Here is a 12,936-nt window from a genome sequence, read left to right as displayed (position 1 = left end):
CTTCCCGCACGCGGCGCCAGCGAGCAGACCACCTGCGCAGCGCCCCTGCCTCCGCCAAAAGGCCGATCCTTTTCAGCTTGAACCGCAGCCCGTTCCCGGGAAAATACGTCTCAAACAAGGTCGGCATTTGATCCCTGTCATGGCGCGACTTCTACCCTGCCATCAGGTCAAGGCGAGGCCATCAAAGGGAACGGGAGCGCGGCAATGGACGTCCAGGGAACCGGTGGCGGGAAGAGCCGATATCACGAAGTCCATGCGCGCTCGCTGGCTGATCCCCAAGGTTTTTGGGCCGAGGCGTCGAAGGAGATCGACTGGATCGAGCCGCCGAAGGCAATCTTCGATGGCGCGCAGGGCGTCTATGGCCGCTGGTTCGCCGGTGGAGTCGTCAACACCTGCTACAACGCGCTCGACCGTCACGTCGAACGTGGCCGCGCTGACCAGGTCGCGCTGATTCATGATTCGCCGCTGACGAATTCCGTCGCCAGGTTCACCTATGCGGAGCTGCTGGCCGAGGTGCAGGCGCTCGCCGCGATCATGCAGGACTTTGGCGTCGCCAAGGGCGACCGCGTCATCCTCTATATGCCGATGGTTCCGGAGGCCGTGGTCGCGATGCTGGCCTGCGCCCGTATCGGAGCCGTACACTCCGTGGTGTTCGGCGGCTTTGCCGCGAAGGAGCTTGCGACCCGCATCGACGATGCGCAGCCAAAACTCATTCTCTCCGCAAGCTGCGGCATCGAGCCTGGCCGCATCGTGCAGTACAAGCCGCTGCTCGACGAGGCGATCAAGCTGGCGTCTTCGAAGCCGAAGGCCTGCATCGTGCTGCAGCGTCCGCAGCTGACTTGCGACCTCGCGCCAAAGCGCGATTATGACTGGGCGAGCCTGCGCCGCAAGGCGATGAACGACGGCAAGCGCGCTCCTTGCGTGCCGGTTGCCGCCACCGATCCGCTCTACATCCTCTACACGTCGGGCACGACAGGCATTCCCAAGGGGGTCGTCCGCGACAATGGCGGCCATCTGGTCGCGGTGAAATGGTCGATGTTCAACCTCTATGGCGTCAAGCCGGGCGAGGTCTGGTGGTGCGGCTCCGATATCGGCTGGGTGGTCGGACACAGCTACATCGTCTACGGGCCGCTGCTCCACGGCGCGACCTCGATCATGTACGAGGGCAAGCCGATCGGCACGCCCGATGCCGGCGCGTTCTGGCGCGTCATCTCCGAGCACAAGGCGGTCGCCTTGTTCACCGCGCCGACCGCGTTTCGCGCGATCAGGAAAGAGGATCCGGAAGGCAAGTTCATCCGGCAATACGATCTTTCCCAATTCCGCACGCTGTTCCTCGCCGGCGAACGGGCCGACCCGCCGACGGTGGAATGGGCGGAGCAGCAGCTGAAGGTGCCTGTCATCGATCATTGGTGGCAGACCGAAACCGGCTGGTGCATCGCCGGCAATCCGGTCGGCCTCGGCCAGCTGCCGGTCAAGCACGGCTCGCCGACGGTGCCGATGCCCGGCTACCAGGTCGACGTCGTGGACGAGGCGGCAAAACCCGTCGGCCCCAACACCATGGGCTCGATCGTGATCAAGCTGCCGATGCCGCCAGGCTGTTTGCCGACGCTGTGGAATCAGGACGCGCGCTTCAGGGAAGCGTACTTGAGCGAGTTCCCCGGCTACTACAAAACCTCGGACGCCGGCTACAAGGACGAGGACGGCTACGTCTTCGTCATGGGCCGCACCGACGACATCATTAACGTCGCCGGCCACCGTCTCTCCACCGGCGGCATGGAGGAGATCCTGGCCTCGCATCCTGACGTCGCCGAATGCGCCGTGCTCGGCGTCAAGGATCCGATCAAGGGCGAGGTGCCCTGCGGCTTCCTGGTGCTGAAGGCCGGCGTGAAGCGCCCGCCTGATGAGATCGAGAAGGAGATCGTCGCGCTGGTCCGCGACAGGCTCGGTCCGGTCGCGGCCTTCAAGCTCGCCATCACCGTCGGCCGGCTGCCCAAGACGCGCTCGGGCAAGATCCTGCGCGGCACCATCAAGAAGATCGCCGACGGCGAGGCTTGGACCATGCCCGCCACGATCGAGGATCCAAAGGTGCTCGACGAGATCGGAGAGGCGCTGAAGGGCAGGGCGTGAGCGACGGCGACTTACAATCTCCTCATTCCGCGCTAAACAAGGCCCGCCAACAGGGGACCTCGTATGCCACTCGCCACCGCGCCGCGCCTGCTCGCAGCCGTTCTGCTCGCCATCGCTCTCTCCGCCTGCTCGGCGCGCTACCAGACGCCGGTGGCGATGGGAGGTGATGACGATGATGCGGTGTGCCAGAGCCGCGGCTATGCGCAGGGCTCACCAGAATACGTGGCATGTCGCAAGGACCGCGACGTGCAGCGTAGCGCCGCCACCTCACGCGCCGACCGCCGTCAGCGCGATCTCGGCGAATACATGCTGAACCATCCGTAGCGGCCCTGATCGACGCTTCTTCCGTGATTGCGAGGTGAGGTTTTCGAAACAAAAACGCGGCGGGTTGTCCCGCCGCGTTTTGCGTTTCGATGACGAAAGGGAGGGGCGACTACTCCTCCTCTTCCTCGTGCTTCTTGCCGCCGAGGGTCTTGAGCTTGGCGAACACGGCGTCGACGTTGAGGTCGTCGCTCGACTTCTCCGACTGCTCGTACTCGTCCTTCTTGGTGGTCTCGGAGGCCGGCAGCAGCGTGGCGCCGCCATAGGCTGCGTCGATCGGCTTTTCCTTGGCCGCCCGCGCCACTTCGAAATCGAGTTCGATCTGCGAGCAGAGGCCGAGCGTCACGGGGTCGATCGGGGTCAGCTGGGACGTGTTCCAGTGGGTGCGGTCGCGGACGCTGGCGATGGTGCTCTTGGTGGTGCCGACCAGACGCATGACCTGGGCGTCCTTGAGCTCGGGATGGCTGCGCAGCAGCCACAGGATGGCGCTGGGGCGCTCGTGGCGGCGCGACACCGGGGTGTAGCGCGGGCCTTTGCGCTTGGGCTGCGGCGGCAGCACGACCTTGCTCTCCTGGAGACGGAGCCGGTAGTCCTGGTTCTTCTCGCCCTTCTCGATCTCCTCGCGGGTGAGCTGGCCGTTGGAAATCGGGTCCATGCCCTTGATGCCCTGCGCGGCGTCGCCGTCGGCGATCGCGCGCACCTCGAGCGGGTGCATCTTGGTGAAATCGGCGACCTGGTCGAAGGTCAGCGCGGTGTTGTCGAGCAGCCAGACGGCGGTCGCCTTGGGCATCAGAGGTGCGTTGCTCATGGCAAATCTCCTTTGTGCTTCGCCCACCCCTCTGGAGGCGAAACCGGTGGTCATCAGCGATGACAGGGAATTCGCGCTATATAAGCCCGGAGGGGGTAGCCACGCAATGGTTCTGCTATAGATAGTGCCTTGACAGCGCCCGAAAGGGGGCCCAATTCCCTCTCAAGCCGCTATATCGTCGAAGCAGACGGTTTTACGCCCTTTTCCATCCATCGACCCGTCCCGCGCCAGCAGGCGAATGGGGTGATTCGGTCCCGAGATCGCTCAATGTCAGCCAAACCAGACCTCAAGATCGTGCTTTGTTCTCCTCGCGGCTTCTGCGCCGGGGTGGTCCGGGCGATCGATACCGTGGAACGGGCGCTCGATAAGTATGGCGCCCCCGTCTATGTTCGCCATGAGATTGTGCACAACAAATACGTCGTCGACGGGTTGAAGAAGAAGGGCGCGATCTTCGTCGAGGAGCTCGCCGAAATCCCCGAGAATACCACCGCGCCGGTGGTGTTCTCGGCCCATGGCGTGCCGAAATCGGTTCCGGCCGACGCCTCGTCGCGCAATTTGTTCTCGCTGGATGCGACCTGTCCGCTGGTCACCAAGGTGCACCGCGAGGCCGCGATCCACTTCAAGCGCGGCCGCGAGATCTTCCTGATCGGCCATTCCCATCATCCTGAAGTCGTCGGCACGCTCGGCCAGCTTCCGGTCGGCGCCGTGACCCTGATCGAGACCGCCGAGGACGCCAAGACCATCAATCCGAAGGACCCGGATAATCTGGCCTTCGTGACCCAGACCACGCTGTCGATCGACGACACCGCCGAAATCGTGGCGCTGCTCAAGGAGCGCTTTCCGAACATCAACGGGCCGCACAAGGAAGACATTTGCTACGCCACCACCAACCGCCAGCTCGCGGTGAAGAAGGTGGCCCCGGTGGTCGACGCTCTCATCGTTGTCGGTGCCCCCAATTCGTCGAACTCGCAGCGCCTGCGTGAGGTCGCCGAGCGCGAGGGCTGCGGAATCGCGGTGCTGGCGCAGCGCGCCGCCGACATCGACTGGACGAGGTTCGGCAACATCAAGAGCCTCGGCATCACCGCAGGTGCGTCCGCCCCCGAAGTGATCGTCGAGGAGATCATGGACGCGTTCGCCGAGCGCTACACGCTGCATGTGGAGACGGTCTCGGCCGCCGAAGAGAACGAGTTCTTCCCGCTGCCGCGCCAGGTGCGCCCCGAAGCCGCCGCTGAGTAGATTTTCATGGCGGTCTACACCGACGTTGCCGCCGACGAGCTTGCGGATTTTCTGAAGCAGTACGATGTCGGCGAACTGCTCTCCTACAAGGGCATCGCCGAGGGCGTCGAGAACACCAACTTCCTGCTGCACACGAGTCAGGGCTCGTTCATCCTCACGCTCTATGAGAAGCGCGTGGCGAAGAACGATCTGCCGTTCTTCCTCGCGCTGATGACGCATCTGGCCGAGCACGGCGTGAACTGCCCGCTGCCGGTGAAGGCGAAAGACGGCGAGGCGCTGCACGAGATGCAGGGAAGGCCCGCCGCGATCATCACCTTTCTCGAAGGCATCTGGCCGCGCAAGCCGAATGCCCTGCATTGCGCCGGCGTGGGCGACGGGCTCGCGAGAATGCATCTGGCCGGCGCGAACTTTGCCGGCAAGCGTGCCAACGCGCTCTCGGTTGCCGGCTGGCGACCCTTGTTCAATGCGGCGGCGGACCGCGCCGACGAGGTGCAGCCGGGCCTGCGCGCGTTCCTCGCGGCCGAGCTCGACTATCTCTGCGGCGGCGTCTGGCCGGCGGATCTCCCCGAAGGCGTGATCCACGCCGATCTCTTCAACGACAACGTCTTCTTCCTCGGCGACAAGCTCTCGGGCATCATCGACTTCACCTTCGCCTGCAACGACATGCTGGCCTATGACGTCGCGATCTGCCTGAACGCGTGGTGCTTCGAGCCCGACCATTCCTTCAACGTCACCAAGGCCCGAGCCTTCCTCAACGCCTATGGCCGGGTGCGCAAGCTGAGCGAGGCGGAAGAGGCTGCGCTGCCGCTGCTGGCGCGCGGCGCTGCGATCCGGTTCCTGCTGACGCGGCTGGTCGACTGGCTCAATGTGCCGCCCGGCGCGCTGGTGAAGCCGAAGGATCCGCTGGAGTATTTTCGCAAGCTGCGCTTCCACCAGAGCGTTTCCAGCGCGCGCGATTACGGGTTGATAGCCTCAGGACTGGTCGCGTGAGCGAGCTCCCCAACGTCACGATCTTCACGGACGGCGCCTGTTCGGGAAATCCCGGGCCCGGCGGCTGGGGCGCAATTCTCAAGTTCGGCGACAAGGAAAAAGAGCTGAACGGCGGCCAGCCGCACACCACCAACAACCAGATGGAATTGATGGCGGCGATCTCCGCGCTCGAAGCGCTGAAGAAGCCGTGCACCGTCGATCTCTACACCGACAGCCAGTATGTCCGGCAGGGCATCACCGGCTGGATCCACGGCTGGAAGCGCAACGGTTGGCGCACCGCCGACAAGAAGCCGGTCAAGAACGTCGAACTGTGGCAACGCCTCGATGCCGCGCTGAAGGCGCACGAGGTTCGCTGGCACTGGGTGAAGGGCCACGCCGGGCATCCCGAAAACGAGCGCGCGGATCAGCTCGCGCGGGATGGGATCGTGAAGGCAAGGACGCAAGCGAGGGTGGCGGAGTAGGGGCATACGCTGCCTCCGTTCGTCATGGCCGGGCTTGACCCGGCCATCCACGCCTTCCACACGCAGCCAAAAACGTGCATGCCCGGGACAAGCCCGGGCATGGCGTCATTGGTGGTACGAAGTGGCCTGAAGCTTACAGCTGCCCCAGCAGCGTATCGCCGCCCGACACCTCGACCTTGCCGGGCATCGCCTCGACATTCAGCTTCTTGACCACGCCGTCCTCGACCAGCATCGAATAGCGCTTGGAGCGGATGCCGAGGCCGTTGCCGGAGGCGTCGAGCTCCATGCCGATCGCCTTGGCGAAGTCGGCATTGCCGTCGGCGAGGAAGATCGCCTCGTCGCGCTGGTCGGTGTCGCGCTTCCAGGCATTCATGACGAAGGCATCGTTGACGGAGACGATCGCGATGGTGTCGACGCCCTTGTCCTTCATGGCATAGGCGTTGAGGAAGATGCTCGGCAGATGCATCTTGTGGCAGGTGCCGGTGTAGGCGCCGGGCACCGCGAACAGCGCCACTTTCTTGCCCTTGAAGATATCGTCGGTGGTCTTCACCTGCGGGCCTTCCGCCGTCATCACGCGGAATTTCGCCTCGGGCAGCTTGTCGCCAGTCTGGATCGCCATCGTCGTTTCTCCATGGAAAGGGCCGGGGCTGTTCTAGAGCATTTTACCGCCGGAGGGAAACGGCTTCAAACAGCCGTGACGAGGCCGCGGTGCCTTTTTCTCGTCCTTGCGAGGAGCTCTTGCGACGAGCCGATGCAGACTGCCTCCGCAGATACATTCTCGGATTGCTTCGCTTATGACGGAAGGGCGCGCAGACGCGCGCCGTTCCGGGACAGAGGCGGCCTTACGCCGCCTGGGCCTTCTTCTCGTCGCGCAGCTCGCGGCGCAGGATCTTGCCGACATTGGTCTTGGGCAGATCGCTGCGGAATTCGATGTGCTTGGGTACCTTGTAGCCCGTCAGCTGCTCGTGGCAGAATTTGATGACGGATTCAGCCGTGAGGTTCGGGTCCTTCCTGACCACGAAGGCCTTCACCGCTTCGCCCGACTTGGCGTCGGGAATGCCGATGACGGCGCATTCCAGCACGCCTGGATGGCTCGCGATTACTTCCTCGATCTCGTTCGGATAGACGTTGAAGCCGGAGACCAGGATCATGTCCTTCTTGCGATCCACGATCTTGGTGTAGCCCTTCTCGTCCATGATGCCGATGTCGCCGGTGCGGAAATAACCGTCCGCCGTCATCACCTTCGCGGTCTCTTCGGGCCTGTTCCAGTAGCCCGACATCACCTGCGGGCCCTTGGCGCAGATCTCGCCGGCCTGGCCGAGCGGCAGCTCGTTGCCATCGTCGTCGCGGATCGAAATCCAGGTCGAAGGCACGGGAATGCCGATCGTACCTGTGAACTCCGTTGCCGTCGCCGGGTTGCAGGTCAGCGTCGGCGAGGTCTCCGACAGGCCGTAGCCTTCGGCGATGAAGCAGCCGGTGATCGCTTTCCATTGATCGGCCACGGGGCGCTGCACCGCCATGCCGCCGCCGTTGGATATCTTCAGCTTGGAGAAGTCGAGCTTCTTGAAGTCGGGGTGATGCATCAGCCCGTTGTAGAGCGTGTTCACTGCCGGGAAGCTGTTGACCTGGTACTTCGCCAGCTCCTTGACGAAGCCTGCGATGTCGCGCGGGTTCGGGATCAAGAGATTGCAGCCGCCGGCGCGCACCGCGAGCAGATAGCAGGCCGTCAGCGCGAAGATGTGATAGAGCGGCAGCGCGCAGACGATCATGAGCTGCTCGACATGCGGCGGCGCATTGAGCGCCGGCTGCAGCCAGGCATCGTTCTGCAAGACGTTGGCCACGATGTTGCGATGGAGCAGCGTGGCGCCCTTTGAGACCCCGGTGGTGCCGCCGGTATATTGCAGGAAGGCGACGTCGCCGGGCGACAATTTCGGCTTGTTGAAGGTCTGGCCACGTCCGGCCGAGAGCGCGTCGTTGAACGACACCGAGCCCGGTAGTGACCAGGCCGGCACCATCTTCTTCACGCGGCGGACGACGAGATTGACGATCATGCCCTTGAAGCCGAGCAGATCGCCCATGCTGGCGACGATGACGTGCTTGACCGTCGTCCTCGCGACCACCTGCTCGACGGTATGCGCGAAGTTCTCCAGCACGATGACGGCTTCGGCGCCGGAATCCTTGAGCTGATGCTCCAGCTCGCGCGGCGTGTAGAGCGGGTTGACGTTGACCACGGCAAATCCGGCGCGCAGCACCGCGGCGGTGGCGACGGGATATTGCAGCACGTTCGGCATCATGATTGCGACGCGAGCGCCGCGCTGCAGGCCGCGACCCTGCAGGTAAGCCGCGAGCGCCAGCGACATCTGGTCGAGGTCGCGATAGGTGATGGCGCCTTGTCCATGCAGATGAACGCCTTGCGGCCGGCGAACTTCGTAAAGCTCTCCTCAAGCAGGTCGACCAGCGATGCGTATTGCGTCGGCTCGATATCGGCGGGCACGCCGGGCGGATATTGCTTGAGCCAGATGCGCTCCATGGAAACTCCCCTCTCTTGCATCAGAGCCCGTTGTGCCTCGGGCTTGCCTCATTGCCCGCAGTATCGAGCCTGCCGGAACGGCTGGCAAGCGGTCCAGGCTTGGAGGCCGAGGCTTAGGGCAAAGGCTGGAGAGTGGCTACTGGAATCGTCGCAAATCGCTGCCGCAGGTGCGAAGTGCGCTCGCAACCAACGGGCCGGCCGCGTGAACCTAGCTGTTGTTGGGCGCGGGCTTCGGCCTGGTGGCCGCCTTCGGCTTGGCCGGCTTGGCGGCAGCCTGGTCGCTGCTCGCTACAGGTTTGTCCGCAGACTTGGCCGCGGCATGCTTGCTTGCCGCCGGCTTTGCCGCGGCCTTGGTATCGCTCTTGGCATCGCTCTTGGCATTGCTCTTGGCAGCCGCGTCCGGCTTTGTGGCCGCGGGTTTTGCAGCCGCTGCCTTCGCATCGGTCTTGGCGCCGGTCTTGGCATCACTCTTGGCATCGCTGCCGGCGTCAGGCTTCTTGGCGACGCGCGGCTTCTTGCCACGCGCCTTCGGCGGACTCTGCTGGTCCGTGTCGGCGGCGACCGCCGCGACCAGGGCTGCGCCGGTGCGAGTCGGGCCGGTGTACACCACGACGGGCTCTGCGGCCGCAGGCGCTGAAGCCATCAGCTCGGAGGCCTTCATCAAAGGGGGCTGGAGGCCTGCGGTGAAGAACGTCACCTGGGCTGCGCCGCCGGTTGCGGAAGCCGGACCGCCCGTCGCGCCATTGGTCGCGATCAACGCATCGTCGTCGTCGCTGGCCGGATGCTTGCGATGACCGCCGCACATTTCCTCGCGCAGGTTCGGCGGAGAGGCATCGACCGGCACGAGGTTTTCGACCGTGCCGAGCGAAGGACGCAGCCACGACAGATTGTCCTGGCTGAAGCCGCGCTCGAGCAGCTGCGCGGCCTTCACCGCGCGCGCGGTGCCGGAGCTGGCGCCGAGCACCACCGCGATCAGGCGGCGGCCGTTGCGGGTGGCCGATGCCACGAGATTATAGCCGGAGGCGCAGATGAAGCCGGTCTTGAAACCGTCGGCGCCGGGATAGCGGCCGATCAGCTTGTTGAAATTCGGCGTGATGCGCTTGCCGAAGCGGATCGCCGGGATGTGCACGTAGGACTCGTATTCCGGCAGGTCGCGCAGGAACGAGCGCGCGAGAATGCCGAGATCGCGCGCCGAGGTGACGTGCCCGTCCGCGGGCAGGCCGTTGGGATTGACGTAGTTGGTCTGCGTCATGCCCAATCGCTTCGCGTTGTCGTTCATCATGTCGGCGAAGCCGTCGATCGAACCGCCGACGCCCTCCGCGAGCACCACCGCCATGTCGTTCGCCGACTTGACCATCATCATCTTCAGCGCGTTGTCGACGGTCACCTGTGTTCCCGGACGGAGGCCCATCTTCGAGGGCGACTGCGAGGCGGCCATCGGCGACACCGTCAGCAGCGTGTCGAGCGTGATCTTGCCGTCCTTCACCGCTTTCAAGGTCACATAGGCGGTCATGATCTTGGTGACGGAGGCCGGATACCAGGGAATGGTCGCGTTCTCGGCTTGCAGCACCTTGCCGCTGTCGGCTTCGATCAGCAGCAGCGCTTCGGCATTGGCGAGGCGCGGCAGGACAAGCGCACCGATGGCGAGCGCTGCAGCGAACAGGTTGAACAGGGACTTGCGAAGCAGCGGGCGAAAGGCGTGCACTATCCGATTCCGGTCCTGGGAGATCCGCCTGATACGGACGGTTCTCGTGTGATGTACGCTCTGAAATCCAGCGCCGCCGCTTGCGGCGGTCGCAAACCTATACCGGCTCGTGCGTCGAGAATAGGGGCTTCCGCCTGGTATTCCGCAATGAAATAGGCCGAATTTCGACGGTGCTGCGGGGACTTGTTGTGGGGACTTGGTCAGGAGGATTTGGCGGCGGAAGCCGCGGCCTCGGCGGCACTCGCGCCGTGCCGTGCGTTTGCCTGTCCCTGTGTTTGTTCCCGTTCCTGCACCATGAACTGAGCCTTGGCGAGCTCGGCAAAATGGCCGCCCTTGGCCACGAGTTCATCGAAAGTTCCGGTTTCGATCACGCGTCCGTTCTCGAACACCAGGATCCGCGTGGCATTGCGAATGGTCGAGAGGCGGTGCGCGATCACGAAGGTGGTGCGGCCCTTCATCACTTCATCGAGAGCGGCGTTCACCTTGGCCTCGGTGACCGCGTCGAGCGCGCTGGTGGCCTCGTCCAGGATCAGGATCGGTGGGTCCTTCAGCAGCGCGCGCGCGATCGACAGCCGCTGCCGTTCGCCGCCGGACAGCATGCGGCCGCGCTCGCCGGCATTGGTCTCGAAGCCGCCGCTGCGCTCGATGAAATCGAGCGCCTGCGCGCGCTCCGCAGCCTTGCGCATCTCGGCTTCGGTCGCATCCGGCTTGCCCACGCGCAGATTCTCCGCGATCGAACGGTTGAACAGGAGCGCTTCCTGAAACACGACGCCGATGTTTCGGCGCAGCGATGTCAGCGTGACGCCGCGCACGTCCATGCCGTCGATCCTGATGAAGCCGGATTGCGGATCGAAGGCGCGATGCAGCAGCGCGATCGCGGTCGACTTGCCGGCGCCCGTCGGGCCGACCAGCGCGATGGTCTGGCCGGGCAGCGCCGTGAAGGAGAGGTCCTCGACCGCCGGTCGCTTGCCGTCATAGGAGAAGGTGACGTCGTTGAACTCGACGAGACCCGACAGCCTGCCCGCATCGATCGCGTCATGCCGGTCGTGGACTGCCGGCACGGCATCGAGCACGCCGAAGAACTCGCGCAGGCGCGGGGCTTCCATGAACACGTTGTTGATGAAGCTCACCACCTGCTCGAGCTTCTGGATCAGCAGCGTCGCGAAGCTCACGAACATCACGATCTCGCCGACCGAGCTGAGACCCTGCCCATGCAGTGCGATGCCGAGCGTGAAGATCGCGAGCACGGTGATGGTGGTGGAGGCGCGCGTGATCACGGTGACGAGCGCCCACCAGGACAGCACCGGCATCTGCGCCGCAAGCAGCTGGTCGGCAACCGAACGCAGTCCCTGCACCTCGGATTCGACGCGCACGAAGCTCTGCACGAGCGCGACGTTCCCGAGCGCGTCGGATGCGCGCGCGGAGAGTTCGCTGTACTGCTCCTCGACCGCCATCTGCATGCCGAAGGTCCTGCGCACGACGAAGGTCGTCAACGCGGTGAAGACGATGCACAGCACGAAGAGAAGGATCGCGAGCCGCCAGTTCAGATACAGCGACAACGGCAGCAGCACCACGACGGACAGGATCGCGGCAAAATGCTCGCGGAAAAAGCCGAGCCAGAGCCGCCATAGCGCATCGGTGCCGTTGAGCATCACCTTCATCAACCGGCCCGAATGGGTGCCGGAATGGAACGTCAGCGGCAGCTGCAGGATGTGCTCGAAATAGCTCGTCAGCACCGCCTGACGCTGCCGGTGGGAAAGCCGGTCCGCTTGCAGTGCAACGAGCGCGCTGCAGGCGATTGTGAACAGCCCGAACGCCACCCAGGCCATCAGGAATGGCCATGCGGAATTCGAGCCCTGCACCGTCTTGCCGGAGAGCACGTCGACGATGCGCCCGAACAGCACCGGCTCGGCGAATTGCGAGGCGGCGAGCAGAAGATTTGCGAAGGCCAGCAACCAGCCCAGCCGCGCCTCCTTGCCGAGCAGCTCGAGAACGCGGGTATAGAGGCTGAAGATGGACATGAGGCGGCGCTGACCGGGACAGGCGATTTGACGATGGGATTGCATTTTAAGCAGGGATCGTCAGCGAGATACAGCGGAAGCTTTTGGCGTCTTTAGCCGATCTATCGAGTGGCCGAGCCTGTGCGGGGTCGGCGCGCATCCTTCAACCTGAACAGGAGATGAGCGGCGGTTGCGTCATGTTTACGCAACCCCGTTCAGCTTGTGTTGGGTTTCGGGAACCCAAGATGGGATGCAGGTGTTTGAAGGACTTGAGCCTGTCTCGAGGCACCCCAGAGGTCCCAAGGAGGGTCCAAATCATGTTCGACCGATTTGCGAAATTTGCTGGCCGCAAGGCCGTTCTTGCCACCGCGGCGGTGCTCGCGCTGACCGCCGTCGCCCCCACCGCATCGTTCGCAGGCGGCCGCCATTGGCATGGTGGTGGCGGTGCGGCCTTCGCCGGCGCGGCCATTGCCGGCGCCATCGGCACCGGCCTTGCGATCGCAGCGACCCGTGACGCCTACGCCTATGATGCGGGTCCGGGCTACTACTACGACAGCGGCCCGGCCTACTATGGCGGCCCCGGCTATGGCTCCTATTACTACGGCTCGGGCTATCAGGAGCGCTATGGCGGCTACGACAAGGTCTGCGCCCACGGCTATTCCGGGTACGGTTGCAATTAACCGTTCGGCCATAAGCCATCGACCAAACAGGCCGGCGCGCTCGCGCCGGCCTTTTTGCCTTTATTGTCAAGCGTTAAC

General features: G+C 64.3%; 10 protein-coding genes and 1 pseudogene. 6 read left to right on the top strand and 5 right to left on the bottom strand.

Annotated elements, in window-relative coordinates; all coding sequences use genetic code 11:
• Window positions 1-204 precede the first annotated feature (204 nt).
• Complete coding sequence (locus ACVWZ4_RS08490; RefSeq protein WP_456701082.1) at window positions 205-2,127, top strand: propionyl-CoA synthetase; 1,923 nt, start codon at window positions 205-207, stop codon at window positions 2,125-2,127.
• Between the two features lie 63 nt (window positions 2,128-2,190).
• Window positions 2,191-2,451 carry a hypothetical protein gene (locus ACVWZ4_RS08485; protein ID WP_092226968.1) on the top strand — a complete coding sequence of 87 codons (261 nt, stop codon included), beginning with the start codon at window positions 2,191-2,193 and terminating at the stop codon, window positions 2,449-2,451.
• A gap of 109 nt (window positions 2,452-2,560) precedes the next feature.
• On the opposite strand, the gene ACVWZ4_RS08480 is transcribed toward ACVWZ4_RS08485, so the two are convergent.
• Complete coding sequence (locus tag ACVWZ4_RS08480; RefSeq protein ID WP_456701083.1) at window positions 2,561-3,256, bottom strand: DUF1013 domain-containing protein; 696 nt, start codon at window positions 3,254-3,256, stop codon at window positions 2,561-2,563.
• A 267-nt stretch (window positions 3,257-3,523) separates the two neighbouring features.
• Between ACVWZ4_RS08480 and ispH the strand changes: the two genes are divergently transcribed.
• Genes ispH through rnhA form a run of 3 tightly spaced genes read left to right on the top strand, consistent with a single transcriptional unit; the run spans window position 3,524 to window position 5,943 of the window.
• On the top strand, window positions 3,524-4,492 hold the full coding sequence (ispH, locus tag ACVWZ4_RS08475; RefSeq protein WP_456701084.1) for a 4-hydroxy-3-methylbut-2-enyl diphosphate reductase: 969 nt from the start codon (window positions 3,524-3,526) through the stop codon (window positions 4,490-4,492).
• Between the two features lie 6 nt (window positions 4,493-4,498).
• Entirely contained in the window at window positions 4,499-5,482 is a 984-nt protein-coding gene (locus ACVWZ4_RS08470) for a homoserine kinase (protein WP_456740077.1), read from the top strand.
• The gene (gene rnhA / locus ACVWZ4_RS08465) at window positions 5,479-5,943 is read left to right on the top strand and encodes a ribonuclease HI (RefSeq protein WP_456701086.1); all 465 of its coding nucleotides are present in this window, start codon (window positions 5,479-5,481) and stop codon (window positions 5,941-5,943) included. Before ACVWZ4_RS08470 ends, rnhA begins: the two co-directional genes overlap by 4 nt.
• 133 nt (window positions 5,944-6,076) lie before the next feature.
• Here rnhA and ACVWZ4_RS08460 read toward each other — a convergent pair whose 3' ends face one another.
• The 4 genes and pseudogenes from ACVWZ4_RS08460 to ACVWZ4_RS08445 form a co-directional block, all read right to left on the bottom strand.
• Window positions 6,077-6,562: a peroxiredoxin gene (locus ACVWZ4_RS08460; protein WP_092226973.1), complete on the bottom strand. Its 486-nt coding sequence runs from the start codon at window positions 6,560-6,562 to the stop codon at window positions 6,077-6,079.
• A 223-nt stretch (window positions 6,563-6,785) separates the two neighbouring features.
• Window positions 6,786-8,473, bottom strand: a pseudogene (locus ACVWZ4_RS08455) (long-chain-fatty-acid--CoA ligase).
• A gap of 208 nt (window positions 8,474-8,681) precedes the next feature.
• Window positions 8,682-10,178, bottom strand: a complete 1,497-nt coding sequence (locus ACVWZ4_RS08450; RefSeq protein ID WP_456740075.1) for a D-alanyl-D-alanine carboxypeptidase family protein — start codon at window positions 10,176-10,178, stop codon at window positions 8,682-8,684.
• Window positions 10,179-10,378: 200 nt separating this feature from the next.
• Window positions 10,379-12,199, bottom strand: coding sequence for a glucan ABC transporter ATP-binding protein/ permease (locus ACVWZ4_RS08445; RefSeq protein WP_456740074.1), 1,821 nt, complete (start codon window positions 12,197-12,199; stop codon window positions 10,379-10,381).
• Between the two features lie 296 nt (window positions 12,200-12,495).
• Between ACVWZ4_RS08445 and ACVWZ4_RS08440 the strand changes: the two genes are divergently transcribed.
• Window positions 12,496-12,858 (top strand): hypothetical protein, encoded by a 363-nt coding sequence (locus tag ACVWZ4_RS08440; RefSeq protein ID WP_456701090.1) that lies wholly within the window; start codon window positions 12,496-12,498, stop codon window positions 12,856-12,858.
• Window positions 12,859-12,936 lie beyond the last annotated feature (78 nt).

It is taken from the genome of Bradyrhizobium sp. USDA 4472, from assembly GCF_054058595.1.
The sequence above is the reverse complement of the archived record's forward strand: the minus strand, read 5'-3'. Positions and strand labels throughout refer to the sequence as shown.